This is a genomic window from Kribbella sp. NPDC051952 (assembly GCF_040680855.1).
Taxonomy (GTDB): Bacteria; Actinomycetota; Actinomycetes; order Propionibacteriales; family Kribbellaceae; genus Kribbella.
Window position 1 is genome coordinate 98,137 of the sequence record NZ_JBFAXQ010000017.1, and the last position, 24,849, is coordinate 122,985.

A 24,849-nucleotide genomic window follows, 5' to 3' on the forward strand; every position below is an offset into this window, starting at 1 on the left:
TGAACCACAGAACGAATCAATCGGCCGGGTCGATCAGTCGAAGACCGGGCCGCGGTCCCGCGTGCGCTTGATCTCGAAGAATCCCTCGGTTCCCGCCACCAGCCGGACGCCGTCCCACAGCTTTCCGGCCGCCTCACCCTTCGGTGCGGGTGTCACGACCGGGCCGAAGAACGCGGTGCCTTCGACGGCGATGACCGGCGTACCGACCTCCATGCCGACCAGGTCCATGCCGGCGAGGTGCGACTTGCGCAGGGCGTCGTCGTACCGGTCGGAGCCGGCGGCCTCGAGCAGCGAGGCGGGCAGGCCGACCTCTTCGAGGGCCTCGGCCAGTACGGCGTCGTCCTTGCCACCACGACCCTCGTTGTGGATCCGGCGGCCGAGCGCGGTGTACAGCGGCAGCAGCACCTCGTTGCCGTGCGCCTGCTCGGCGGCGATCAGCACCCGGACCCGGCCGATCAGGCGGTCCCAGTTCTCGTCGTGCTCCATACGTTCGTCGTTCAGGATGGCCAGGCTCATCACGTGCCAGGTCGTCTTCACATCGCGCGCCTGCTCGACCTCGAGCATCCAGCGAGACGTCATCCAGGCCCAGGGGCAGGCCGGGTCGAACCAGAAATCAGCGGAGGCAGTCATGTTCTCGATCATACAAAATTGAAGAATCGTTGATACCGGCTTGGTATCCAATGACCGATGTCGCGGGGAAACCGTCGGCCAAGCCGGTTACCGGGTGCATAGGATGCCGATATGCCTGGAACCAACCTCACGCGCGACGAGGCGCGTACCCGCGCCGGCGTGGTCAGTGACGTCAGCTACACCGTCGAGCTGGACCTGACCAACGCCCCGGCCGGCGCCCCGACGTTCCCGTCGGTGACCACCATCACGTTCGCCGCCGAGGCCGGCGCGAGCACCTTCGCCGACCTGATCGCGGACAAGATCCGCACGGTGACGCTGAACGGCAAGGCGCTCGACCCGGACACGGTGTACGACGGTGCCCGCATCCAGTTGGACGGGCTCGCCGACCGCAACGAGCTGACCGTGGTCGCCGACTGCCTCTACTCGCGCACCGGTGAAGGGCTGCACCGCTCGGTCGACCCGGCCGACAAGGAGACCTACCTCTACACCCAGTTCGAGGTCCCGGACGCGCGCCGCGTGTTCACCACTTTCGAGCAGCCGAACCTCAAGGCCCCGTTCACCTTCACCGTCTCCGCGCCGGCCCGCTGGGTCGTCATCTCGAACGCTCCGACTCCGGAGCCCACGCCGTACCAGGGTGACAGCGGTGAGGAGCTGGCCCGCTGGGAGTTCCCGCCGACCGAGCGGATCTCGACGTACATCACCGCGGTGGTGGCCGGGCCGTACCACGTCGTCACGGACTCCTACGAGGGCGCCAACGGGACGTACCCGCTGTCGCTGCTGTGTCGTCCATCGCTGAAGGACGCACTGGACGTCGAGGACCTGTTCGAGGTGACCAAGCAGGGCTTCGAGCTGTTCGAGAACGCCTTCGGTACGCCGTACCCGTTCCACAAGTACGACCAGGCGTTCGTGCCGGAGTACAACATGGGCGCGATGGAGAACGCGGGCTGCGTGACGCTGCGGGACGAGTACCTGTTCCGCAGCCGCACCACCCACGCGGAGCTGGAAGCCCGCGCCAACACGGTGCTGCACGAGCTCGCGCACATGTGGTTCGGCGACCTGGTCACGATGACCTGGTGGGACGACCTGTGGCTGAACGAGTCGTTCGCCGAGTGGGCCAGCCACTGGGCGCAGGCGGTCGCGACGACCAAGTACGCCGGTGCCTGGACGACGTTCTGCAACGCCCGGAAGAACTGGGCCTACCGCCAGGACCAGCTGCCCTCGACCCACCCGATCGCGGCCGACATGGTCGACTTCCACGCGGTCGAGGTGAACTTCGACGGCATCACCTACGCCAAGGGCGCGTCCACGCTGCGGCAGCTGGTCGCGTTCGTCGGTGAGGACACGTTCATCACCGCGCTGAAGGAGTACTTCGCCGACCACGCGTTCGGGAACACCGAGCTGACGGACCTGCTCAAGCCGCTGGAGAAGGCATCTGGCCGCGACCTGGACGACTGGACCGAGCGCTGGCTGCGGACCGCCGGTGTGAACACGCTGCGCGCCGACTTCGCGGTCGACTCGTCCGGTGCGTTCACGTCGTTCGCGATCGAGCAGACCGCGACGGAGAAGTTCCCGGTGCTGCGACCGCACCGTCTGGCGGTCGGTCTGTACCGGCGTACGGACGAGGGCCTGGTCCGGACCGAGCGCTTCGAGGTGGACATCGACGGGCCGCGCACCGAGCTGCCCGAGCTCACCGGTGCGGCCCAGCCGGACCTGGTCCTGCTGAACGACGACGACCTCACCTACGCCAAGATCCGGCTGGACGAGCGCTCCCGGGCGACCCTGGTCGAGTCGATCGACCAGTTCACCGAGTCGTTGCCCCGGGCACTGGCCTGGGGTGCGGCCTGGGACATGACCCGGGACGCGGAGATGCCGGCCAGCCAGTACGTCGGCATCGTGCTGCGCGGGATCCGGGCCGAGACGGACCTGACCGGCGTACGCTCCCTGCTCGGCCAGGCAACCACGGCGATCAACTCGTACGCCGCTCGCGCCAACCGGCCCGCCCTGCGGGCTCAGTTCGAGGAGGCGGTGGCCGGGCTGCTCGCCGACGCTGAGGCAGGCAGTGACCACCAGCTCGCCTTCGCCCGTGCATACAGCTCGGCGGTCTTCTCGGAGTCCGGCGCCGACCGGCTCGCCGCCTGGGTGGACGACCGCGACCTGCCACCCGGCCTGGTTGTCGACACCGATCTGCGCTGGACGCTGATCGTGGCACTGGCCCGGCTCGGCCGGATCGGTGCGGACGAGATCGAGGACGAGCTGACCCGCGACACCACCATGACCGGCCAGGAGCGTGCCGCCCAGGCCCGTGCCGCGCGGCCGACCGCGGAGGCAAAGGCGGACGCCTGGCGGATCGCGGTGGAGTCCGAGGACACCCCGAACGAGACGCAGTTCCGGACCATCATCGGCTTCCAGCAGCCCGGCCAGGACGACCTGCTCCGGCCGTACGTCGAGAAATACCTGGGCGCGGCCAAGGACGTCTACACACGACTCGGCTCGTCCATGGGCGAGAACGTGCTCGTCTACCTGTCACCGCGCAATCTGCCCGACCAGTCGACGCTGGACTCCCTGACCGCGTGGCTGGCCGCCGAGTCCGACTCGGTGGACGCTCCGACGCTGCGCTACGTCAGTGAAGCCCAGGCCGACCTCACCCGGGCGATCGCAGCCCAGGCCAAGGACACCGTCGTCTGACCTCCTCGCTGCCGGTCTCAGCCACTACGGCTGAGACCGGCAGTGTTGTGTCGGCCCTCTGTGCGGTAAGACTGGGTCGGTGCCCGCCTCTGATCCCGCCTTGGCCGGTGCGGCAGCTGTTGCGCTGACCGGACTGGCAGAGGCGTACCGACCCCGCCCGGTCACGCCGTTGATGCCGTGGCGCTATCCACACCGTCTGGTGAAGCCCTACATCGTCACGGCCCGCGGACGGCAGTGGGACGACCGCATGGTCGAGACCGCTCGCGCCACTGCGACCCGGCAGCTCGAGTTCGACGACGCGATGGGCGCGATCGGCCTGGCTGTCGTCGTACTGCATCTCGGCGACGACGGCGTCTATCTGGTCGTGCAGAGCTGGGCCAAGGACTTCCAGTCCCGCCTCAGCATCTTCAGCGGTCTGGAGGTCGACGACCTGCGTCCGGCCCCGCTCGGTGCCGCGCCCTGCGTCTGGGAACTCGAGGTCCTCAGCCATGAGCGCTCGGCGTACGTGCAGCACATCCTCAGCGCCGCCGTCGACATCGACAGCTGGCTAGACGACGCCCTCGACACCCGTCCCAGGCCCCGGCGCGACGGCATTCCGTCCGGCACCTAGTCAGGTCCATGGCCCCGGACAGTGGCAGCGCGGGTGCTGATTGTAGGGATCAAACGATTGCTCGTCGGCACACGGTGAGGGCATGTGCGCGGTCCGCGATCCCTTGTACAGAAGAGGATTCTCGCCACCTGAAGGACGCTCACTTATTCGGTCGTTCGGTTTAAGCTGGCGCCGAACAGCCATCAAGGGAATCTGGGGAGGGGCCCTTGCCGTGACACCCGTCGATCACCGGAAGCCGCCCGCCCGGGGGGTTCGCCGGCCACACAAGGCTCCCTCGCGACACAGCGAACCGCGTCACAGCGAGGCACGCCAGAGCGAGGCACGTCAGAGCGAGCCGCCACGTCGTGACGCTTCCGCGCGCGAGCTCTCCGCACAGCAGGATCCCGCACGCCGCGGCGATGCTCCGCCGCGGCGACCGCGGAAGAAGCGGTCCCACAGCGCGATCGGAGCGCTTGTCGTGGCGGTGGCCGCGCTGGCCGCGGTGTTCGCGTTCATCCTGACCAAGGGATCGCCGACCTCGTCGGAGAGCGGTGACGGGCTGCGGCTAGGCACGGGCCTGGACGCCGGTGCGGCGGCGCCGTCGGTGCCGGTGGCGACCGATGACGCGACCACCAACAAGGCGGACCGCAACCCGCAGTCGTCGAAGGTGGCCCCGAAGGTCGCACCGACGACTCCGCCGCCGGTGAACACGGGTGCGGAGTCACCGGTGTTCAAGCGGGGGCAGTGGATCGCGGTGCTGGACAAGTACCCGACGGATGCCGGCATGGACGCGAGCCAGCTCGCGAAGGGTGCCGCGGTGAGGCTGATCAAGGCCGGCGTACCCGCTCGGGCGATGCTGGTGAACGGGCAGTACCCGGGGGTCGCGGACAGCTCGTTTGCTCCGGTCGTCAATACCTGGGTGGTCTACCTGGGCCCTGGGAAGACAGCAGAGCAGATGCTCAACTTATGCTTGGCGCCGAAGACCCAGCGTGCGTACGCCAACCCGGCCTGCCCCACCTACGAGCCTGCTGCGGCTCCAGGCGGCTGATCCACCGCATCTGTCGCCAGCCGGGCGTGCAGATGCGAGTCATGGCGCTCGCCCGAGGGCTCGACGTAGTAGTCGCGCATGGTGCCCTCCAGCCGGAACCCTGCGCGTACGGCGACGCGGCACGAGCCCTCGTTGACGAGTGAGTGGTCCAGCGACAGCCGATGTAGGCGGAGACCGTCGGGTGCGAGCGCCCAGCTGGCAGCCGCGTCGAGTGCACGGGCCGCGAGCCGGCGGCCGCGGGCGGCCGGGCTGACCCAGTACGCGACGACCGCCTGATCCGGGACCCGGTTCACGTCGCGGATCGACACAGTGGCGAGCACGTAGTCCGTTGCGGCGTCCGCGACGGCGAACACTGCGTTGCCACGCAACCAGCCGTTGATGCGCGGCTCCAGCCAAACCCGGGCTCGCTGGTCCGCGGGCGTGCGGATGACCGCCGTACCCGCGGTCCAGCGGAGGATGTCCGGGTCCCGCATCGCTTCGGCCACTGCCGCTTCGTCAGTCGCGACGAACGGACGCAGTACGACGTCGTCCAACTCGATGCGGTGTGGCGGCAGGGCCTGGGTCACTGCTTGTGCGGTTCGTTCGCGTGGTGCAGCAGCGGCGGCTGGTGCGCGTGCGTGCCGAGCTGCTGGACACCGGTGACGAGGCCACCGGTGAGGTCACCGGCGGCGAACGACGTCTGCATGGTCAGCGCGGCCAGACCGGCCGCGGTGTCCGACAGCTGCCGCTTGGCCTCCGGGCCGGTGACGATCTCCAGCCGGCGGCCGGCGGGGTCGACGTACACCAGGACGGTGTGGTCCGGGTCGTCCAGCTCGTTCAGCAGCTCCAGGGCGAACGGACGGGTCTCGGAGTCCGCGCCACCGACGTACACGGAGAAGTGCAGGCCGGAGACCTCCTCGGCGTGCCGGACCGCCTTCTCGAGGTCGTAGAGCTGGTCCGGGGTGAATGCGTCACCAGCTGGCACTTGCGCCTCCGGTCGTACGGGCGACGCCGGCACCGGCGGTCGCGGTGGTCGTCGGACCGGCGGGCAGCTCAGGCAGGTTGGCCGGGTCGGGCTTGGTCACCGTCGGACCGTTGATCCAGACCGGCGGAGCCCACCAGGACAGACCTGGCCGGTACCGCGGCCCCTGCGCGATGGACGACGCGAACACCAGCAACGCCAGCACGGACGCCACCAGCACCGGTATCCCGACAAACACCAACACGGTGTGCCCAGAAACTTCAGTGATCACGCCCCGAAGCCTAGTACTCCCCCACCCGAGCCCGCCCCAGGGCCTCCACCCTGGGGCAGTCCCGTCCTACAAGAACCTCAGCAACCGCCGCAGTTGCTTCCCACCACAACCCGCGCGAAGCGCGGCTCTTTGGTCTTTTGCTCTTAGCAGCCGCCGCAGTTGTAGTACGTGATGTCCCAGTGGTTGCCTTCGTTGGCGTAGATGTTGCCGGCGCCCGACCGCCACTGGGGGTAGCCGTCGCCGCGGTCGGCGATGCGGGTGAAGTTGTTGTGGACGTAGTTGGTGACACACGTGGTGATCGCGACGTCGACCTTGTACCCGTTGCGGTGGCTGTAGGTACCACTCGCGTGGCCGGTCTCGGTCCCACCGGTGATCCGGATCGCGCACCCACTCGACTGCCGCAGCGTGCGGACGCCGTACACGGTCGAGTCGTTGATGTTGGTGAACGACGTACAGGTCGAGTTGTTCCAGTCGGAGCAGTTGCCGCTGGACGACCAGGTGATACCGGCGGCCGAGAAGATCGCGGTCGCCTGCGAGTGCGTCATCTTGGTCAGCGCGGACGCCTGCTCGACCGCCACCACACCGGGCAGCAGGCCGGCCAGTACGGCGACCACGGGGATGAGGACACGTCGGAGTACGGACTTCATGGGGACACTCCTTGAAATATGGGGCGGTTATTTCAAGGAGTGCACTTCCCAAGAAAGTTATTCACGAAACGTGCGGTTGAATCAGAAATTAACGTCCGAGCACTGATAGAAGGCGTTGCCGGTGTCCTCGATGGTCCAGACCGCCAGGATCATGTGCCGTCCGGTCCGGCCGCTCGGCAGCGTTCCGGGGTGCGAGACGTCGCTCGGCGGCCGCGTGCCGTCCATGTCCACGGTCAGGAACGGGTTCAGATCGAGCGCCGAACGGGTCAGCGGTGCGTTCTGATCCCAGCCCTGCTTGGTCATGTAGTACTTGAAGTCGGTCGTGGCGTGCGCGGCGGTCAGATGCCAGCTGAACGTGTAGGCGGCCCCGGCCGTCAACTGGGTCGCCGGCCAGGCTCCCCCGCGCTGGTCGTCCAGCTCATGGAACTGCGACAGGCCGGCCGAACACAGCAGGCCGTCGGAAGGGCCCAGCGCCGGGAAGCCCTTCGGCCCTTCGGTGCTCTGCGGTTCCCACTGGATCGCGCCGCAGTTCTGGACAGTGCCGTTCGCGCAGTGCTTGGCGCGACTGATCGGCGTCGTCGTGTACCCGTGCCCGTACGCCAACGGAACGGACGTGCTGACCATCAGCGCGAGCGCACCGGCGGCCATTCCGAACAGGCTGAACTTGCGATTGCGCAGCAGCATGCGAAGTTCTCCTTCAACTGTTGGGGCGGTGAGACAGCGAAGGAAGGCGCCTTCTTGTTGACCAATAGAAAACAACCGTTCAAATCTATTGTCAACCGTTCGTGAGCGCCTGACTACTAAATGTTGAGTGCGCCGATCAATCGTCGGAGTCGGTGGTTGTTCGGAAGGTCCTCGACCATCACCGGCTGCCCGTCCGGCCCACCGAGCGGCACTCGCCAGTTCGGGTACTCATCGGTGGTCCCCGGCTGGTTCTGCGTACGACGCTCCCCCACGGCATCCGTGAGTGCGACGCCAACCAGCTTGGCCGGTGTGTGCGCGACGTACTGATGCAGTGCCTCGACGATGCGCTCGACGTCGCCATCGGTGTTCCGGAGCAGATGCCGCTCGCGCAATGCGTTCAGCCACGAGTCACGCTCGGCCTCGTCCACTGCGAGCTCTTCGGCGACCGGTCTGGTCAGAAGGCCGAGCCGGTTGCGCAGCTCGACGTGGTCACCGGCCAGGTAGCCGGCTGTCGGCGGGAGGTCGTGAGTGGTGACGGTTGCCAGGCAAAGCTCGCGCCACAACTCCGGGGCGAGCGGATTGCCTTGTGGATCCCGCTCGAACCACAGCACCGACGTACCGAGGATGCCGCGCTCGGTCAGGTAGTCGCGCACCCACGGCTCGACCGTGCCGAGGTCCTCACCGATCACCGTCACCCCTGCGCGCGTCGCCTCGAGGACGAGGATGCCGATGAGCGCCTCGTGGTCGTAGCGCACATAGGTGCCCTCGGTCGGCCGCTCCGGCGACGTCACCCACCAGAGCCGGAACATGCCGAGGATGTGGTCGATCCGCAGCCCACCACCGTGCCGCATCTCCGCCCGGACCAGGTCCCGCCAAGCGGCGTACCCGGTCTCGGCCAGCGCGTTCGGACGCCACGGCGGCTGCGACCAGTCCTGCCCCTGTTGGTTGAACGCATCCGGCGGTGCACCGACGTGGATGCCCTGCGCCAGCACACTCTGCAGCGCCCACGCGTCCGCACCGTCCGGATGTACGCCGACAGCCAGATCGTGTACGACGCCCAGCGACATGCCGGCCGCCTTCGCCCGCGACTGGGTCCGCGCGAGCTGCTCGTCCAGCTGCCACTGCAGCCAGCAGTGGAACTCCACCGCGTCCGGGTTCTCGTTGCGGAAGGCAACAACGGCTGGTGCGCCCGGTTCCCTCAGCTCCTCGGGCCACTTGCTCCACTCCGGCCCGTGCACGTCCGCGATCGCGGCCCAGGTGGCGAAATCGATCAGGCCTTGGCTCTCGCGGTCACAGTAGGCGCCGTACTCCGCGATCCGGCCGATCGACGGCCGGACGCCGAACAGAACCTGCAGCGCCTCGCGCTTGGCCGCCCAGACCGTGTCCCGGTCCAGTGCGTTCGCGTCCTCGCTCAGTGCGCGGGTCTGCAGGCTGAGAGCCCGGACCCGATCCCGCTCGGCCGGCGCGAGGTCGCCGTACTCGTCGATGTCCTCGATGCGGAGGTAGATGGGGTTGCTGAAGCGCCGCGAGGCCGGGAGGTACGGCGATGGCTCCATCCGGCCGGCCGTCTCCGCAGCGTGCAGTGGGTTGACCAGGACGAAGCCGGCACCCAGGTCGTGTGCTGACCAGGCGGCGATGTCGGCGAGGTCGTGCAGGTCACCGATCCCCCAGGACCTGCGCGAGCGAACCGAGTACAACTGCAGGACCCAGCCCCAGGTGCGGTGCAGCTTCTCCGGCTGCAGCTTGCGCGGCGTCACGATCAGCGTGCTGACGGAGATCTCCGGACTGGTCCCGACGCGCGCACACAGCCGGTGGTACCCGAGCGGCAGATCGCCCGGCAGCTGGAACGTCGCCTCACCGATCTGCACACCGTCGACCCACTGCGGCTCGACCAGGTGCTCCTGCTGCGGAATGTCCCGCCGCTGACCGCCGTCTTCCAGATCGACCCAGACCTCAACTGAGGACCCATGCGGCACGTGTACGGCGAACCACGGCGTCCAGCCCGCCCGCATCACCACAGTGGCGGGCAGCGTACGACGCCAGCGGTCCTGCTGGTGCTCGGCCAGCGCATCGGCGGCCCGGTCCGGTGTCGACGCGTCCACACCGAGTGCCGCGAGTACTGCGGACACAACCTCACTGGGGACGATCACATGCTCGCCCTGCCAGTTCCAGTACTCCGTCGCCACGCCATGGGCAACCGCCAGCTCGACAAGGGCCGCAGTGGGAGCAGTCACCTCAGCGAGTCTGCCGTATGAGTACCGACAACGCGCAATGCAGCGCGTGTTACTGGCACAGTGTTACTCATTCGAGCGGCGGCGACTGAGGATCAGTACGGCGACCAGCAGCACAGCACTCGCGACGACCAGCCCGATCGCCACGCCACCCATGTTGTCGGTGAGCTGGTACAGCGCGGTCGGCCAGATCACCAACAGGATCGCGCAGGCAACCACGGCGTACGCCGAATGCCGCCGGCGACCGTACGCGACCAGGAGTGCGGCCGGACCCGCCGTACCGACGGCCAGCGCCATGATTTCGCCACGCTCCTGGACCAGCCAGCAGATCGACGAACTGAACATCGCCGCCCCGGCCAGTGACCACGCGGTCACCTGGTCCCGGACCAGGCCGAGCATCCCGAAGACGAACGCGACCACGATGAACCCGGTCCCGGCGATGCCCGCGCTGTTGGCGGCCGACCCCGTGTCCGGAGTCAGGACATCTGCCGTGATCACCAACACACCGACCGCGAGGATCCCAAAAGTTGCCACTAGCAACGACGACCCGGCCAGCCACCACAGTCCGGCGGCGACCAGGGCGAGTGCGACCGCCACCCCGGCGACCCGGCCGGTCTCCCCTTCGATCGCGACGTACGTGGCGAAGCCGGCCACACAACAGCCCAGCGACGCGAGGGCCGAGCTGAGCTGTCCACGGCCGCGCAACAGCGCGAGTACGACGGATGCGCCGAGCAGGATGATCGCGGCGCTCGTACCGGTGCTGATGCGCGCTGCCCGCCCCATCTCGCCCCAGTTGGCGAGGGTGAGCAGTGCGACCGCGCCGAGCAGCAGGGCGCCGCCGATGTAGCCGAGGACCTCGATCAGGGCGTTCGAATGCGTGCTTGGCTGCGGCGTCCGGGGCTTGGCCGGCGGCTCCTGGGCCGCGGGCTTCGGCTGCGGCCGTCCAGGGTCCGCCAGCACCGCGTCGATCTCCGCGTTCGCCGCGTCCCGGATCGAGTCGGCCTGGTACTGGCGCAGCACACCAGCGCTCACGAGTCTGGACAACTCGTCATCCAGCCGGCTCGGCATGCAGTCGTCTCCCCTTGTCGGACTCACTAAGATCGGGCGGCGAGATGCCTATTCTGACCAGCTACCTTCTGTCCGCAGTCAGTCACCCCCTGTTTTCGCTTCCCGAGGCCTTTCCGACGTTCTTCCGGATGGGTAACGACGGGAAGCTGGAGGTGACCGACCAGATCATCGTGGTCCCGGCCCGGATCGTCGGCCTGATCATCGGTTTCTTCGTGCTGCGCTGGGTGCTGCACAAGGTGATCCGCCGGTTCGCCCGCCGGACCGGGAACGGCGCCGTCGCCGGGGTCCTGTCGAAGGCGAAGATCGGCCAGGGCTTCGTCGAGAACACCTTGGCCACCGAGCGCCGGACGCAGCGCGCCGAGACGATCGCTTCCCTGCTGTCCAGCGTGGTCACGATCGTGCTGAGCGCCGTACTGGTGGTGATGGTGCTCGCTGAGCTGGGATTCAACATCCTGCCGGTGATCGCGTCCGCGAGCATCATCGGCGTCGCGCTCGGCTTCGGTGCGCAGACGCTGGTGAAGGACTTCCTGGCCGGCGTGTTCATGATCTTCGAGGACCAGTACGGCGTCGGCGACCTGATCGACATGGAGAAGGCGACCGGGGTCGTGGTCGCGGTCGGCCTGCGGATCACGACGTTGCGCGGCGAGGACGGCACAACCTGGTACGTCCGCAACGGCGAGGTCCTCCGGGTCGGCAACCTCACCACCCGAGACCCCAACAGCAACGCCTCCTCCGGCGTAGGCAGCGCCACCGAACGCACCGAAGACGACACCGTGACCCACGAGGGCTGACCCGTAAACCAGCGCGTCCGGTGACCCATGGAGGGGCACCGGACGCGATGGTTGGCTCAGGTCAGGCGGTGAAGGTTACGTCCAGGGTGATCGGGACGGCCGAGAGAGCCTGGGAGACGGGGCAGTTCTTCTTGGCGCCTTCGGCGAACTCGGCGAACTCGTCGGCGGTGAGGCCGGGGACCTTGCCGTTGACGGAGAGCTTGATGCCGGTGATGCCTTCGCCAGGCTGGAAGGTGACGTCGGCCTGGGTGTCGATCGACTCCGGCGCGTTGCCGGCACCGGCCAGGGCGTGGGACAGCGCCATCGAGAAGCAGGTCGAGTGCGCGGCGGCGATCAGCTCTTCGGGGCTGGTCTTGCCGTTCGCGTCGTTCGCCCGGGAGGCCCAGGTCACGTCGTAGGTGCCGACACCGGACGACTCCAGGGCGACCTGCCCGGCGCCCTCCATCAGCGAGCCTTCCCAGTGGGCCTTGGCCGTGCGCGTGGTTGCCATGCTCGTGTTGTCTCCTTAGAGAGAGGTTCAGGCGCCGGACACGTCGATCGCGCCCGGGTAGTTCGGTTCGTCGGTGTTCACCATGCTGTGCGCCGCCATCACCATGTAGGTCCAGATCTGCTCGTCCTGTTCAGGTGTCAGGGCGAGCTCGTCCAGCGCGGTGCGCATGTGGCCGAGCCACTTGTCCCGGGCGCTCGGGGTAACGGCGAACGGGGCGTGCCGCATCCGCAGCCGCGGGTGTCCGCGCTGCTCGGAGTACGTCTTGGGGCCACCCCAGTACTGCTCCAGGAACATCCGGAAGCGCACCTCGGCCGGACCGAGGTCCTCCTCCGGGTACAGCGCGCGTAGTTCGGGGTCGGCGGCCACACCGCGGTAGAACGCCGCCACCAACCGGTGGAAGGCATCCGCCCCACCGACGGCGTCATAGAAGCTCTGCTGCTCAGTCATGTCGGATCTAGTCTCTCAAGTCGTCACAACGTGCTTCAGCAGGGCTGCTCTTTCGGGGTCTGAGAGTGGTCGTTTGGCGTGGGTTTCCGGGTCGACGGCGACGATCACCGAGACCGCTTTCGCGTACACGTCGTCGCTCTCGCCGCTGCGGTCGACGATGCACGAGCCGAGGGTGTACGACGACGTACCGACGGCGTCCACCCAGACGTCGACGTCGTACGGCGGATGCCGGAGCAGGATCGGGCGCAGATAGTCGATCGTCTGGCTGACCAGGACACACGGGTGCTGGGAGAACGGGTCGGCCGGCGTGCCGAGAACCTCGGCCAGGAACGCGATCCGGGCTTCCTGCAGGTAGTCGAAGTACCGGACGTTGTTGACGTGGTCGTACGAGTCGATGTCCGACCAGCGGACCAGGACCGGATGCGTGAAGCTCATGCGCCCACCAGCTTCGACAGGGCCTCGCGTTCGACCGGGGTGATCCGGCGGAGGCGGTTGGCGGCGAAGTCGAACGGGACGAGCCGGGTCCGCGCCTCGACGTACGTGGTCCGCTCGGGTTCGGCGTCCAGGATCTCGTAGTCCACGGTGAACGACGCGGCCTTGATCTCGCTGATCCACAGCTCGATCCGGACCGGCTCGGCCCGGAAGTGCAGCGGGGCGCGGTACTGCACCTCGTGCCGCGCGACCAGCAGACCGGTCTCCAGGTTGTCGGCACCGAGATCCTTGGCGGTCCGGAACAGGAAGTCCACACGGGCGTCTTGGAGGTAATCGACATACCGGCCGTTGTTCACGTGGCCCAAGGCATCCATGTCCCCCCACCGGAGCGGACAGTAGTAAACATGGCGGTTGTGATGATCCACACGGCGATCATCGCATCCACGGTACTGCCGGGGTGACAGAGCGTGGGTAATGTCATCTCCGGCAACAGCACGGGACCGAAGGAGTAGTGGGCGATGAGCGAGCAGCGAGTGGCGATCGTGACCGGGTCCGCCCGGGGAATCGGCGCGGCCGTCGCGCAGCGGCTTGCCGCGGACGGGAACGCGGTCGCCGTCCTCGACCTCGACGAGGGCGCCTGCGCCGGCACCGTGAAGGCGATCACCGACGCCGGCGGTACGGCGATCGCGGTCGGCTGCGATGTGAGCAAGTCCGACCAGGTCACGGCCGCGGTCGCACGGGTGGTCGCCGAGCTCGGCGCACCGACGATCCTGGTGAACAACGCCGGCGTACTGCGGGACAACCTGCTGTTCAAGATGTCCGAGGACGACTGGGACACGGTCATGTCGGTCCACCTGCGCGGCAGCTTCCTGATGTCGAAGGCCTGCCAGGCGCACATGGTCGACGCCGGCTACGGCCGGATGGTCTTCCTGTCCTCCACCTCGGCACTGGGCAACCGCGGCCAGGCGAACTACGCGTCGGCGAAGGCCGGTCTGCAGGGCCTGGCCAAGACGCTGGCGATCGAGCTGGGCAAGTTCGGCGTCACCGCGAACGCGATCGCACCCGGGTTCATCGAGACCGACATGACCGCGGCCACCGCGGCCCGGGTGGGAGTCGACTTCGAGGAGTTCAAGAAGGCGACGGCGGCGACCATCCCGGTGAACCGGACCGGCAAGCCGGAGGACATCGCCGCCGCGGCCTCGTTCTTCTGCAGCGAAGAGGCTGGCTTCGTCTCGGGTCAGGTCCTGTACGTCGCCGGCGGACCCCGGAACTAGACCCCGGAACTAGACCCCGGAACTGGACACCGCACTAGAGGAGCAGCGAATGCCGCAGACGTTCACCGGTGTCGACGAGGTCGTGCATGCCGTCGGCACCCAACTGGGCGAGACCGACTGGCTGGAGATCACCCAGGAGCAGGTGAACACGTTCGCCGACGCCACCGGGGACCACCAGTGGATCCACGTCGACGTCGAGCGCGCCAAGCAGGGCCCGTACGGCGGAACCATCGCCCACGGCTACCTCACCCTGAGCCTGATCGCGCGCTTCGGTGAAGAGCTGTTGTCCATCAACGGAGTCACCGCCAAGCTCAACTACGGCGTCAACAAGGTCCGCTTCCCGTCGCCCGTCCCGGTCGGCAGCCGCATCCGCGCCGGCGCCTCGATCGCCAACGCCGTCGAGACCCCGGCCGGTATCCAGGTCTCCCTCAACTGGGTGATCGAGCTCGAGAACTCGACCAAACCGGCCTGCGTCGCCGAAACCGTCGTACTGCTGGTTCCTTAGAGCGGGCAGATGATGACCGCGTGGGTGGCCACGCGGTCGTAGCCCAGCCATTCGTTGACGGCGATCATCGGGGTGTTGCCGTCGTAGTTGGCGGTGTAGGCGCCCTGGACGCCGGCTTCGCGGGCGCGATGCAGGGCGGCCGACTTGACCAGCTTGGCCAGGCCGCGGCCGCGGTACTCCGGCATCGTCGCGGTCATCTGGGACCAGATCCGGGTGTGATCGCCGCGGCCCAGGGTGAACGCGACGATCTCGTCCTGGTACAGGGCCGCGACGCTCAGGTCGAGGACCATGTTCGGCGACTCCCAGATGTCGGCCAGCCAGTCCTCGTACGGCCGGGAGGTGATCTTGGCATCCCCCGGCTTGGTGCGCTGGGCAACTTCATCGGCCGCGTACAGCTTCCGTGGGTCGACCTCCACCAGCGGGACCAGCTCGACGCCGGTCGGCACCTCCGGGATGGCCGGCGCCTTCCGCGGATCGATGCCCGCGTAGTGCACCTGCCGGGTCTGCCGGTAGCCCCAGCTCGCCGCCCACTGCACCGACCCGGGATCGGCGAACACCCGCGCACTGGTTGCCCCGGCCGCCCGAAGGTCGGCATGCGTTGCCTCCAGCAACTTGGCCCCGATGCCCCGGCGCCGGTGGTCCGGCCGGACCAGCACCCGTAGCTGCCCGTCCAGCGGATCCGACCCAGCGATCAGCGCGGTCGACGCCCACCCGACCACCTCACCGGAGTCCACCGCGGCGAACGTTCCGCTCCCCGGAACCGCCGGCACCGCCAGCTTGCGAGTCAGCGCCCCTCGCGTCACGACCAGGTACGCCGCGTTGGCCTCGTGCAACGCGATCGCGCCTTCTACATCCCCTGTTTCGGCCGCCCTGATCTCCATGCGATCTCCTCGCGAACCCCCATCCAGCAAGTCCCCCGGACCATAACCGTATTCAGGTGCAGACCAGATGAGAAACCGATTACAGCTCGATCTCAGCGTGACCGGGCCGCGAGAACCAGGCGAGAACCCGTTACGTCGAAGGTCATCCGGTAGCGGTCGAGGTAACTCGCGCCGACCAAACCGTCATGAATGATGCCCTGGAACTGGACCCGTGGCGAGGCCTGAGCGGTCTCCGGCGCTGCAACAAGATGCACATCGCCCGGGATCGTGACCCAGTGCCGGGTCCAGTTGTGGCCCGTCTCGTCGGTCCCGGTCCGCGTCTCCACGCCCGGACCATCGAGCTCGACCTCGCAGTCGGCCGCGAACCTGGTGTCGAGGATCAGGCTGTCCGATCCGCTGTCCACCTCGACGCAGATCTCCCGCCCGCTCGGCAACACCAGCTGGGCGAACGGATCCGCCGACACCGACTCACGCCGTACGTCGAGGGGCACTTCCGGACCGTCCGCCTGGAAGCTCTCCCGCGGCTGCACGGTCAGCGTCTCCGCGTCCGGGTCGGTCGTGACCGCATGGTGCTCGAAGAAGCCGGGTCCGAGGATCCCGTCGAACCCGTTCGGACCGCCACTGGCCCCGAGGTCGGCGACGCCCGCGACGTGCTCGTCGAGCCGATAGTCACCGAGCTCGGCCAGCGGCAACCGCACCAGTGGCGTCTCGATTGACTGCCCCGACATCCGCCGCCCGGTGAACGTCTCCCCGATCTCGACGGCTCGCCGCGCGACCGCCGAGGAGACCACGGTCAGGCCGATCCCGGTATCGACGAGGAAGCGGTACGGCGTCCCACCGAGCATCACGTGGACCCGGACGAGGTGCTGCACCCGGTCGAAGCCGACGGTGACCGCTGCCGCCATCTAGCCCGCCAGCGTCAGCAGTAGCGCGAGCTCGGTCTCGACGCGCTCGTACCCAAGCCAGTTGTTGATGGCAAGCATCGGCCCGTTCTCGTCGTCGTTGGAGGTGTAGGCGTGGGTGATCCCGGCCGCGGCGGCCCGTCGGAGGGCGACGGACTTGACCAGCTTCGCCAGCCCGCGACCCCGGTACGACGGAATCGTGCCGGTCATGCCCGACCAGGCCCGGTCGCCGTCGGTCTCGATCACGGTGAAACAGACCATCTCGTCACCGGCCATCGCGGCGACACTGAGCGCCTTGTCCATTCCGGGCGACTGCCAGGTCTCCTCCAGCCAACGGTCGTACGCGATCGCGTCCAGCGGCGAGTCACTCGGCTCGTCCAGTGACGCGATCGAGTCGGCGGTGTACGCCTGCCGCGGATCGACCTGGTCCAACGTGACGAGCTCGATGCCCTCCGGGGTCTGCGGTTGCGGTGGCAGCGACCGGACGTCGACGCCGGCGTAGTGCAGCCGGCGGGTTCCGTCGTACCCGAGGTTCCGGGCGAAGTCGAGGCCGTCGGGATGCACGAACGCGCGTACCCGGATCGCGCCGACCTCGGTCAGGTGCTGGTGCAGCCGATCGGCGAGCGCCGTACCGATGCCCTGCTTGCGATGTTGGGGATGCACGTAGATCGACAGATCACTCTGACCAGGCTCGCTCGTCCAGACGTTCAGCCCGGCCGAGCCCCAGGCGACGACGGTGTCATCGACCTCGGCGACCAGCGGGAGGAACCGCTCCTCCGGCGCGGACACGGTGATCATGTGCCGGGCCGACGCCGGCGACATGCTCTTGTACGAATAGACGGCCCGCCGGACTGCCGCCACACCCTCGGCGTCATCCCCGACCGCCGCCCGGATCTTCACCCGTCTCATCATGCTCCCGGACCCTAGCCAGGGCGTCTTCGAGACGCCACGCATTATCAAAGGACAACAGCAACGTGATCGCAACGCCTGCGCGCGTCCTGTGATTCTGCTGTGCGGTGGACTGGCACTAGAGTTGCCCGGTGCTGTTGGACTGATCGCCCCGACCGCCGGAAGTGCCATCGTGCTGGGACACGACGTGGTCACCGGCGGCGGGGCGTCCGACTTTCACTCTTGACCCTTGGATGGCGTCAGGAGTAAATGGGCCTTATGCAGATTACCGATGGTGCCCAAGCCGCTCAGGTTCTCGCCGGCTTGATGGTCTCCGACGCACCCCGCCCGGACTTCGCCGAAGCGTTCCAGCCCTTCGCCCCACTCATCGGCAGCTGGGATCTCGACGTCCGCTGGTACGACGAGAACGGCGAAGTCACCCGGCAGACCCAAGGCGAATGGCACTTCGCCTGGGCCCTCGACGGCCGTGCGGTCGCCGACATCTGGATCACCCCGAGCCGGGCTGCCCGGGCGACTGACGGCGACGGCGAATGGGGCCTGTCGATCCGCATCTACGACCCTGAACTGAAGGCCTTCCGTTCCACCTGGATGGGTCCGAAGGCCGCGTTCGTGATGCCGTTCATCGCGCACGCGACCGACGAAACGATCACCCTGACGTCGCAGACTGCCAACACCAGTTGGACTTTCAGCGACCTCACCGCCACCAGCTTCCACTGGCGCAACGAGGACGGACCGATCCTCCGCCAGACCTTCGACGCCCAGCGTCAGCGGTAAACCGCAACGGCGGCCTCGGCGAGCTCCAACATCCGGGACCGCAGCTCAGCCGGCTCCAGCACCTCGACATCGCCCGCAAACCCGAGCAACACCCCACACGCGGCTTCCCTGACCCGGAAGTGCAGACGCACGTGCGGCCACTCGTCGTCGCTCGGCACGTCGCGCGCGGTGGACCCCTTGGCCAGCATCGGTGTCGCGATCCGCCGCACCATCTCGACCCGGTCCGGCCGTATCCGCACCAGTACGTCGACACCGACCGGCATGTTCTGCTCGAGCCCGGACCGCAGCCGCTCCCACTCCGCGCGTACGTCCAGCCCCTCCGGCCGTACGGCGGTCTCCTCCAGCACATCCACCTGCTCGACGCGCGACACCCGATACATCCGCGCCGCCCCACGATGGGCTGCGACCAAGTACCAACGCCCCGCCTGCTCGACCAGTCCCCACGGATCGACCGTCCGACTCTGCAGTCCCGCACTGGCCGACGCATACCGCAGTCGCACGCGACGCTGCGCCACCACCGCCTGCCGCAACACCGGCAGCGCGCCGTGGTCTTCGGCCTCAGCGAACCACCGCCGCCGATCCACCACGATCGCGCCAGACAACGCATCAGCATCGTCCTGCAGGGCAAGCGGCAACGTCGACGACAACTTCCCCATGGCCGACTGCAGCGCGTCCCGCAGCCCGAGCTCCTCCGACAAGGCAGCCCGCCCCGACCACGCGAACAACGCCTGCGCCTCCCGCGGCGTCAGCCCACTCACATCAGCCCGATACCCCGGCAGCAACACACACCCGCCGTTGCGGCCGCGCTCGGTGTAGACGGGTACGCCGGCCGCCGACAACGCCTCCATGTCACGCATGACAGTGCGCGTCGAGACCTCCAGCCGCTCAGCCAGCTCCCGCGCACTCAGGCGCGGATGCCGCTGTAACAGCAGGATGATCTGCAACAACCGGTCCGCTCGCACCCTCCGAAGATATACGACAAAGGATGTCTCATATACCCCGCGAAGCTGTCTCCATGAACAACTTCGCGAACGACCCTCGCCCGATGCTCGTGCTCGCCCTGGACCAGACCCAGGCGCTGATCGACACCGTCGGCGCCGACGAACTCACCCTGCCGACCCCCTGCCCGGAGTACGACGTTCGCACCCTGCTCGGCCACCTGATGACGGTCGTCGGCCGGATCGAGCTCGGCCTCACCGGCGGCAACCCGTTGGACCTGCCAACGGTCACCGAGGGCGTCGACGACTTCCCGGGCACCTGGAAGGAACGCCGTACGAAGGTCGACAGCACGCTGGCGAACGACGCGGTGCTCACGCAGATCTGCACGCTCCCCTGGGCCACGGTGCCCGGAGCAGCCGCGATCGCTGCCTACACCGGCGAGCTCACCACGCACTCGTGGGATCTGGCCAAGGCGACCAACCGGACCGACCTGCTGGACGACTCACTGGCCGAGTACAGCCTGCCGCTCGTGCGTCAGTTCATCCCGGCCGATCAGCGCGGCGGGCATGTCCCGTTCGGCCCGGTCGTGCCCGTCGCGGACACCGCTTCGCCGTACGACCAGCTGGCCGGGTGGCAGGGTCGCCGGCCTTAGACGATTCCGTTGTTGAGAGTGAGGCCGCCGTCGATGGTGATGGTCTGGCCGGTGATCCAGGACGCCTCGTCGGACAGCAGGAACCACACCAGCGAGGCCACGTCCTCCGGCCGGCCCAACCGACGCAAGGGGTACGTCGACGCGACCTTGTCCTCACGTCCTTCGTAGAGGGCTCCGGCGAACTTGGTCTTCACCACCGCCGGAGCCACCGCGTTGACCCGGATCTCCGGAGCCAGCTCGACCGCCAACTCCTGGGTGACCCGGGACAGCATCGCCTTGGTCGCGCCGTACCAGCCGATGCCCGGCGACGGCGAGAGACCGGCCAGCGAGGACACGTTGACGATCGCGCCACCGTGCTCGCGCATCCAGGCGTCGCGGCAGGCCTTCACCCACGCGATCGCGGCGAGCACGTTGGTGTCGACCATCTTGGCCGCGACGGTCTGGTCGACGTCGAGCAGCTTGCCGTAGATCGGGTTGATGCCGGTGTTGTTCACCAGCAGATCCACCGACCCGTACGTCGCCACCGCTGCAGCCACGACCGTGCCCCGGTGCGTGGGGTCCGCCGCATTGCCTGCCACCGCGAGCGCGTGCTTCCGACCACCGAGGGACTCGACCGCCTGGTCGAGCGTCTCCTGGGTGCGGCCGGTGATCACCACCCGAGCGCCATCGGCCACCAGGCGCTGCGCGATCGCCAGCCCGATCCCCCGGGAGGCTCCGGTGACGATCGCCGTACGGTTCTCGAGGCCCATCAGCTCAGGCGCTCGAGTACGACGGCCATGCCCTGGCCACCCCCGACACACATCGTCTCGAGCCCGAACTGCTTGTCCTCGAACTGCAGCCCGTTCACGAGCGTGGTCATGATCCGCGCACCGGTCGAACCGAATGGGTGCCCGAGCGCGATCGCGCCGCCGTGCACGTTCAGCTTGTCCTCGTCGATGCCGAGCTCGCGCGCCGAGCCGATCACCTGGACCGCGAACGCCTCGTTGATCTCGACCAGGTCGATGTCGTTGATGCTCATCCCGGCCCGGGCCAGCGCCTGCTTCGACGCCTCGATCGGACCGAGGCCCATGATCTCCGGCGACAGACCGCTGACGCCGGTCGACACGATCCGCGCCAGCGGGGTGAGACCGAGCTCGCGGGCCTTGGTGTCGCTCATGATCACGACCGCCGCGGCACCGTCGTTCAGCGGGCAGCAGTTGCCTGCGGTGACCGTGCCGTCCGGCCGGAACACCGGCTTCAGGCCGCTCACACCTTCGAGCGTGGTCCCCGCCCGCGGTCCGTCGTCCTTGCTGATCACGGTCCCGTCCGGCAGCGTCACGGGGACGATCTCGCGCTCGAAGAAGCCGTTGCCGATCGCCTTCTCGGCCAGGTTCTGCGAGCGGACGCCGAACGCGTCCTGCTCGGCCCGGGTGATGCCCTTGAGCGTGGCCACGTTCTCCGCCGTCTGGCCCATCGCGATGTACACGTCCGGGATCTGCCCGTCCTCGCGCGGGTCGTGCCAGATGTCGTTGGTCTCGGCGTACTTCTCGGTCCGCGCGACCGCGTCGGTGAAGACCTGGTTGAACGAGCTCGGGTCACCGACGCCCGCGGAACCGAAGTTCTTGTACCGGGACACACACTCGACCCCGGCGCTGACGAAGATGTCGCCCTCCCCGGACTTGATCGCGTGGAAGGCCATCCGCGCGGTCTGCGTCGACGACGCGCAGAACCGGTTGACCGTCGTCGCCGGCGTGTTGTCCCAGCCGAGCTGGATCGCCACCCGGCGGGCCATGTTGCCGCCGTGCTCGTCGTGCGGCTCCGCACACCCGAGCGCGAGGTCCTCGATCTGGTCGCCGGTCAGCCCGACCTTGTCGACCGCCGCCTTGATCATCTGTACGGCGAGGTCATCCGGCCGGATCGTGGTCATCGATCCCTTGTACGCGCGGCCGATCGGCGAACGGGCCGTGGACACGATCACTGCTTCAGGCACAGCTGTTCCTCTCTAGGCCTTGTCACAGGCCCAAGTCGCGGCCGATGAGTTCCTTCATGATCTCGTTCGAGCCGGCCCAGATCTTCGTCACCCGGGCGTCCCGCCAGGCGCGCGCGACCCGGTACTCGTTCATGTACCCGTAGCCGCCGTGCAGCTGGACACACGCGTCCAGAATCTCGTTCTGCACGTGGGCGCTCCACCACTTCACCTTCGCCGCATCCACGGCGGACAGCCGGTCCTCGTCGTGCGCGACCACCGCGTTGTCGACGTACGCCTGGGTGACCTCGGCCTTCGTGACCAGCTCGGCGATCAGGAACTTGTTGTACTGGAACGAGCCGACCGACTGGCCGAACGCCTTGCGCTGCTTCACGTACTCGACGGTCTCGTCCAGGATCTGGGTCGCGTGCGCGATGTTCGAGACGGCGGCGCCGACGCGCTCCTGGGCCAGCCGCTCCATCATGTGGATGAAGCCGCGGTCGACCTCGCCGAGCACGTTGTCGTCGGCGATGAACAGGTCCTCGAAGAACAGCTCCGACGTACCGGACTCGGTCTGGCCGACCTTGTCCAGCTTCCGCCCGCGGGAGAAGCCCTCCATACCCTCCTCGACCACGAACAGCGTGATGCCCTTCGCGCCCTTCTCCGGGCTGGTCCGGGCGGCGACGATGACCAGATCGGCCATGTCGCCGTTGGTGATGAAGGTCTTCGAGCCGTTCAGCACCCAGCCGCCGTCGGCCTTCTTCGCGGTGGTCTTGAGCGCGGCGAGGTCGGATCCACCCGAAGGCTCGGTCATCGCGATCGCGGCGACGTACTCACCGGAGCAGAACTTCGGCAGCCAGCGCTGCTTCTGCTCCTCGGTGCCGAGGTCGACGAAGTACGGCGCGACGCAGTCGAAGTGGATGCCGAAGCAGCTCGACAGCGACGCGGAGACCTTCGAGACCTCCTCGGCGAACACCTGGTTGAAGCGGTAGTCGCCGACGCTGGAACCGCCGTACTCCTCCGGCACGTCCAGGCCGAGGAAACCCTGCTTGCCGGCCTCGAGCCAGGCAGCCCGGTCGATCGTCTTCTCTTCGAGGAACTGCTCCATCCGCGGCACCAGCGAGCGGTCGCAGTACTCCTTGGCACTGGCCCGGAATGCGTGGTGATCCTCGTTGAAGATGACGCGCTCCATAGGGGCCTCCCCCGAGTAGTGAGATCTCTGGCTAAGCGCTTGCTTAGCTTCACTCGTTCGGTGCATGGTGTCAACGTGTCCGCAGTCACCAGTCTCCTGGTTTGGGAGCATGTCCAGCCGGCCGCGGCCCGCCGGCTGCTGACCGGCGCGGTCGACGCGTTCGCCGAGCGCGGTTTCCAGGCCACCACGACCCGCGACATCGCGTCCCGCGCTGGGATGAGTCCGGCCGCGCTGTACGTGCACTACCCGTCCAAGGAACGCCTGCTCTTCGAGATCAGTCTGTACGGCCACAAAGCAGCCCTCGAGGTACTGCGATCGGCCGACAGCGGCCCGACTCCGGCAGACCGGCTCCGCTCACTCGTCGCGGCCTTCACGGCCTGGCATGCCGAGCACCACACGATTGCTCGCGTCGTGCAGTACGAGCTGGCCGCTCTGACGCCGGACCACCTGGCCGAGGTGGCGACGATCCGGCGGGCCATTTCCGCGCAGATCGAGCAGGTGCTGGCTGACGGCGTACGCGATGGCAGTTTTGCGGTCAGCGATCTGCCTGGCACGACTCTCGCCGTACTGTCGCTCTCCATCGATGTGGCCCGGTGGTACACACCGCACCGCGGCGACCCGGCAGCACTGGGCAAGCTCTATGCGGACCTGGCCGAACGAATGGTCCAGGCATGAAGGAACCCCGCACCACCTGGTGCGGGGTTCCTTGTGTGTACTGCGATCAGACCTGCAGCGCGGCCTGGACGTCGAGGTGGATGTCCACCTTGTCACCGATCAGCAGCTTGCCACCCTCGAGCGGCACGTTGAAGTCGATGCCCCAGTCCTTGCGGCTGATCGACGCCGAAGCCTCGAAGCCGATGATCTTCTGGCCGTAGGCGTTCTGGTCCACGCCGAGGAACTCGACCGCGAGCTCGATCGGCTTGGTCACGTTCTTGATGGTCAGCTCGCCGGCGAGGACGTAGTCGTCACCCTCCGGCTTGAGGGCGGTGCTGGCGAACGTCATCTTCGGGCTGTTCTCGGCGTCGAAGAAGTCACCGGAGCGCAGGTGCCCGTCGCGCTGCTCGCTGCGCGTGTGGACGGAGCCCAGCTCGACGGTCACGCTCGCGGCCGACTCCTCGAGGGAGTCCTTGACGACGATCTCGCCGCCGAACTCCTGGAAGGTGCCGCGGACCTTGGTCATCAGGTGCCGGACGGTGAAGCCGATCTCGGTGTGCGCCGTGTCGATCGCATAGGTACCGGCGACCAGACCGGGGATCGTGCTGGTCGGGGTGGTGCCGGTGGTAACGGTCTCGCTCATGAGTTCCTCTCGGGAATGTCTGTCTACTGGTCGGGGGCGACGCAGCCGGAGGTAGTCAGTTAAAATTTCAACCTCTGGCGACGACAGTAGGCATTAACAGTTTAAAAGTCAACTACATTCCCGGTACACTGGTGCCGTGACGACGACGACTGAGACCCGGTGGCTCGACGCCGAGCAGCAGGTGGCCTGGCGGGCCTACCTGCTGGGGACCGCACGCCTGATGGCCACGCTGGACGACGACCTTCGCCGGTTCGGCATTGGAATCAACGACTACGAGATCCTGGTCCGGCTGTCGGAATCGCCGGACCGGCGGCTCCGGATGGCCGATCTGGCCGACCGGCTGCACCAGAGCCGCTCCCGGCTGACCCACACCGTCGGCCGGCTCGAGGCCGCCGACCTGGTCCGGCGTACGTCGTGCACGAGCGACAAGCGCGGCGTCTGGGCCGAGCTGACCGAGCCCGGATTCGCGCTGCTCGAGCAGGCCGCGCCGTACCACGTCGAAGGAGTTCGGGAGAACCTCGTCGACCTGGCGACACCGGACGACTTCGCTGCCGTCGGGCGCGTGTTCGACGCCGTCTCCGAGCACATCGGGCAGCACTGATCGA

Annotated in this window: 30 protein-coding genes; 10 read left to right on the forward strand and 20 right to left on the reverse strand. The window is 67.8% G+C overall.

The window, feature by feature from the left end; translation table 11 throughout:
* Positions 1 to 33: 33 nt before the first annotated feature.
* Positions 34 to 630 carry a DsbA family protein gene (locus AB0L70_RS28225; protein ID WP_363689327.1) on the reverse strand — a complete coding sequence of 199 codons (597 nt, stop codon included), beginning with the start codon at positions 628 to 630 and terminating at the stop codon, positions 34 to 36.
* Positions 631 to 741: 111 nt separating this feature from the next.
* On the opposite strand from AB0L70_RS28225, the gene pepN reads away from it, so the two are divergent.
* The 3 genes from pepN to AB0L70_RS28240 all read left to right on the forward strand — a co-directional run bounded on the left by pepN (position 742) and on the right by AB0L70_RS28240 (position 4,952).
* Positions 742 to 3,315, forward strand: coding sequence for an aminopeptidase N (pepN, locus tag AB0L70_RS28230; protein WP_363689329.1), 2,574 nt, complete (start codon positions 742 to 744; stop codon positions 3,313 to 3,315).
* A 79-nt stretch (positions 3,316 to 3,394) separates the two neighbouring features.
* Positions 3,395 to 3,925: a hypothetical protein gene (locus AB0L70_RS28235; RefSeq protein ID WP_363689331.1), complete on the forward strand. Its 531-nt coding sequence runs from the start codon at positions 3,395 to 3,397 to the stop codon at positions 3,923 to 3,925.
* 457 nt (positions 3,926 to 4,382) lie between these two features.
* Positions 4,383 to 4,952, forward strand: coding sequence for a hypothetical protein (locus AB0L70_RS28240; protein ID WP_363689333.1), 570 nt, complete (start codon positions 4,383 to 4,385; stop codon positions 4,950 to 4,952).
* Here the strand turns inward: AB0L70_RS28240 and AB0L70_RS28245 are convergent.
* The 7 genes from AB0L70_RS28245 to AB0L70_RS28275 form a co-directional block, all read right to left on the reverse strand.
* Positions 4,922 to 5,518, reverse strand: a complete 597-nt coding sequence (locus AB0L70_RS28245) for a GNAT family protein (RefSeq protein WP_363689335.1) — start codon at positions 5,516 to 5,518, stop codon at positions 4,922 to 4,924. The genes AB0L70_RS28240 and AB0L70_RS28245 overlap by 31 nt on opposite strands.
* Positions 5,515 to 5,916, reverse strand: a complete 402-nt coding sequence (locus AB0L70_RS28250) for a DUF5130 family protein (RefSeq protein ID WP_363689337.1) — start codon at positions 5,914 to 5,916, stop codon at positions 5,515 to 5,517. The genes AB0L70_RS28245 and AB0L70_RS28250 overlap by 4 nt, the downstream gene beginning before the upstream one ends.
* Positions 5,903 to 6,184, reverse strand: a complete 282-nt coding sequence (locus tag AB0L70_RS28255; protein WP_363689339.1) for a hypothetical protein — start codon at positions 6,182 to 6,184, stop codon at positions 5,903 to 5,905. Before AB0L70_RS28255 ends, AB0L70_RS28250 begins: the two co-directional genes overlap by 14 nt.
* Positions 6,185 to 6,327: 143 nt before the next feature.
* Positions 6,328 to 6,831 carry a hypothetical protein gene (locus tag AB0L70_RS28260; protein ID WP_363689341.1) on the reverse strand — a complete coding sequence of 168 codons (504 nt, stop codon included), beginning with the start codon at positions 6,829 to 6,831 and terminating at the stop codon, positions 6,328 to 6,330.
* Positions 6,832 to 6,912: 81 nt separating this feature from the next.
* Positions 6,913 to 7,515 carry a lytic polysaccharide monooxygenase gene (locus AB0L70_RS28265; RefSeq protein ID WP_363689343.1) on the reverse strand — a complete coding sequence of 201 codons (603 nt, stop codon included), beginning with the start codon at positions 7,513 to 7,515 and terminating at the stop codon, positions 6,913 to 6,915.
* 116 nt (positions 7,516 to 7,631) lie between these two features.
* Complete coding sequence (gene malQ, locus AB0L70_RS28270) at positions 7,632 to 9,749, reverse strand: 4-alpha-glucanotransferase (protein WP_363689345.1); 2,118 nt, start codon at positions 9,747 to 9,749, stop codon at positions 7,632 to 7,634.
* 63 nt (positions 9,750 to 9,812) lie between these two features.
* Complete coding sequence (locus tag AB0L70_RS28275) at positions 9,813 to 10,814, reverse strand: hypothetical protein (protein WP_363689347.1); 1,002 nt, start codon at positions 10,812 to 10,814, stop codon at positions 9,813 to 9,815.
* Positions 10,815 to 10,942: 128 nt separating this feature from the next.
* On the opposite strand from AB0L70_RS28275, the gene AB0L70_RS28280 reads away from it, so the two are divergent.
* Positions 10,943 to 11,605 (forward strand): mechanosensitive ion channel domain-containing protein, encoded by a 663-nt coding sequence (locus tag AB0L70_RS28280; protein WP_363689349.1) that lies wholly within the window; start codon positions 10,943 to 10,945, stop codon positions 11,603 to 11,605.
* Between the two features lie 61 nt (positions 11,606 to 11,666).
* Here the strand turns inward: AB0L70_RS28280 and AB0L70_RS28285 are convergent, their stop codons facing one another.
* The 4 genes from AB0L70_RS28285 to AB0L70_RS28300 are packed head-to-tail and all read right to left on the reverse strand — an operon-like array spanning position 11,667 to position 13,348.
* A complete protein-coding gene (locus tag AB0L70_RS28285; protein WP_363689351.1) occupies positions 11,667 to 12,095 on the reverse strand; it encodes an OsmC family protein in 429 nt (142 codons plus the stop codon).
* A 27-nt stretch (positions 12,096 to 12,122) separates the two neighbouring features.
* Entirely contained in the window at positions 12,123 to 12,542 is a 420-nt protein-coding gene (locus AB0L70_RS28290) for a globin (protein WP_363689353.1), read from the reverse strand.
* Between the two features lie 15 nt (positions 12,543 to 12,557).
* The gene (locus tag AB0L70_RS28295) at positions 12,558 to 12,977 is read right to left on the reverse strand and encodes an acyl-CoA thioesterase (protein WP_363689355.1); all 420 of its coding nucleotides are present in this window, start codon (positions 12,975 to 12,977) and stop codon (positions 12,558 to 12,560) included.
* On the reverse strand, positions 12,974 to 13,348 hold the full coding sequence (locus AB0L70_RS28300) for a thioesterase family protein (protein WP_363689357.1): 375 nt from the start codon (positions 13,346 to 13,348) through the stop codon (positions 12,974 to 12,976). The genes AB0L70_RS28295 and AB0L70_RS28300 overlap by 4 nt, the downstream gene beginning before the upstream one ends.
* 144 nt (positions 13,349 to 13,492) lie before the next feature.
* On the opposite strand from AB0L70_RS28300, the gene AB0L70_RS28305 reads away from it, so the two are divergent.
* Together AB0L70_RS28305 and AB0L70_RS28310 are read left to right on the forward strand one after the other, a co-directional pair.
* Positions 13,493 to 14,248 carry an SDR family oxidoreductase gene (locus AB0L70_RS28305; protein ID WP_363689359.1) on the forward strand — a complete coding sequence of 252 codons (756 nt, stop codon included), beginning with the start codon at positions 13,493 to 13,495 and terminating at the stop codon, positions 14,246 to 14,248.
* 49 nt (positions 14,249 to 14,297) lie between these two features.
* Positions 14,298 to 14,753: a MaoC family dehydratase gene (locus AB0L70_RS28310; protein ID WP_363689361.1), complete on the forward strand. Its 456-nt coding sequence runs from the start codon at positions 14,298 to 14,300 to the stop codon at positions 14,751 to 14,753.
* Here the strand turns inward: AB0L70_RS28310 and AB0L70_RS28315 are convergent.
* From AB0L70_RS28315 to AB0L70_RS28325, 3 genes are all read right to left on the reverse strand, one after another.
* A complete protein-coding gene (locus tag AB0L70_RS28315; RefSeq protein WP_363689363.1) occupies positions 14,750 to 15,634 on the reverse strand; it encodes a GNAT family N-acetyltransferase in 885 nt (294 codons plus the stop codon). The two genes, AB0L70_RS28310 and AB0L70_RS28315, sit on opposite strands and share 4 nt — an antisense overlap.
* Before the next feature lie 92 nt (positions 15,635 to 15,726).
* Complete coding sequence (locus AB0L70_RS28320) at positions 15,727 to 16,539, reverse strand: retropepsin-like aspartic protease (protein ID WP_363689365.1); 813 nt, start codon at positions 16,537 to 16,539, stop codon at positions 15,727 to 15,729.
* Positions 16,540 to 17,448 (reverse strand): GNAT family N-acetyltransferase, encoded by a 909-nt coding sequence (locus tag AB0L70_RS28325; protein WP_363689367.1) that lies wholly within the window; start codon positions 17,446 to 17,448, stop codon positions 16,540 to 16,542.
* Between the two features lie 255 nt (positions 17,449 to 17,703).
* On the opposite strand from AB0L70_RS28325, the gene AB0L70_RS28330 reads away from it, so the two are divergent.
* Positions 17,704 to 18,219 (forward strand): hypothetical protein, encoded by a 516-nt coding sequence (locus tag AB0L70_RS28330; RefSeq protein ID WP_363689369.1) that lies wholly within the window; start codon positions 17,704 to 17,706, stop codon positions 18,217 to 18,219.
* Here the strand turns inward: AB0L70_RS28330 and AB0L70_RS28335 are convergent.
* On the reverse strand, positions 18,210 to 19,181 hold the full coding sequence (locus AB0L70_RS28335) for a YafY family protein (RefSeq protein ID WP_363689371.1): 972 nt from the start codon (positions 19,179 to 19,181) through the stop codon (positions 18,210 to 18,212). The two genes, AB0L70_RS28330 and AB0L70_RS28335, sit on opposite strands and share 10 nt — an antisense overlap.
* 53 nt (positions 19,182 to 19,234) lie before the next feature.
* Between AB0L70_RS28335 and AB0L70_RS28340 the strand changes: the two genes are divergently transcribed.
* Positions 19,235 to 19,810 carry a TIGR03086 family metal-binding protein gene (locus AB0L70_RS28340; RefSeq protein WP_363689373.1) on the forward strand — a complete coding sequence of 192 codons (576 nt, stop codon included), beginning with the start codon at positions 19,235 to 19,237 and terminating at the stop codon, positions 19,808 to 19,810.
* On the opposite strand, the gene AB0L70_RS28345 is transcribed toward AB0L70_RS28340, so the two are convergent.
* Genes AB0L70_RS28345 through AB0L70_RS28355 form a run of 3 tightly spaced genes read right to left on the reverse strand, consistent with a single transcriptional unit; the run spans position 19,807 to position 22,947 of the window.
* Positions 19,807 to 20,559 carry an SDR family oxidoreductase gene (locus AB0L70_RS28345; RefSeq protein WP_363689375.1) on the reverse strand — a complete coding sequence of 251 codons (753 nt, stop codon included), beginning with the start codon at positions 20,557 to 20,559 and terminating at the stop codon, positions 19,807 to 19,809. The genes AB0L70_RS28340 and AB0L70_RS28345 overlap by 4 nt on opposite strands.
* Entirely contained in the window at positions 20,559 to 21,779 is a 1,221-nt protein-coding gene (locus AB0L70_RS28350) for an acetyl-CoA C-acetyltransferase (RefSeq protein WP_363689377.1), read from the reverse strand. Before AB0L70_RS28350 ends, AB0L70_RS28345 begins: the two co-directional genes overlap by 1 nt.
* 22 nt (positions 21,780 to 21,801) lie before the next feature.
* Positions 21,802 to 22,947, reverse strand: a complete 1,146-nt coding sequence (locus tag AB0L70_RS28355; RefSeq protein ID WP_363689379.1) for an acyl-CoA dehydrogenase family protein — start codon at positions 22,945 to 22,947, stop codon at positions 21,802 to 21,804.
* A 75-nt stretch (positions 22,948 to 23,022) separates the two neighbouring features.
* On the opposite strand from AB0L70_RS28355, the gene AB0L70_RS28360 reads away from it, so the two are divergent.
* Complete coding sequence (locus tag AB0L70_RS28360) at positions 23,023 to 23,622, forward strand: TetR/AcrR family transcriptional regulator (RefSeq protein ID WP_363689381.1); 600 nt, start codon at positions 23,023 to 23,025, stop codon at positions 23,620 to 23,622.
* Between the two features lie 46 nt (positions 23,623 to 23,668).
* On the opposite strand, the gene AB0L70_RS28365 is transcribed toward AB0L70_RS28360, so the two are convergent.
* Complete coding sequence (locus AB0L70_RS28365; protein ID WP_363689383.1) at positions 23,669 to 24,244, reverse strand: YceI family protein; 576 nt, start codon at positions 24,242 to 24,244, stop codon at positions 23,669 to 23,671.
* Between the two features lie 136 nt (positions 24,245 to 24,380).
* On the opposite strand from AB0L70_RS28365, the gene AB0L70_RS28370 reads away from it, so the two are divergent.
* A complete protein-coding gene (locus AB0L70_RS28370) occupies positions 24,381 to 24,845 on the forward strand; it encodes a MarR family transcriptional regulator (RefSeq protein WP_363689385.1) in 465 nt (154 codons plus the stop codon).
* The last annotated feature ends 4 nt before the right edge of the window (positions 24,846 to 24,849 follow it).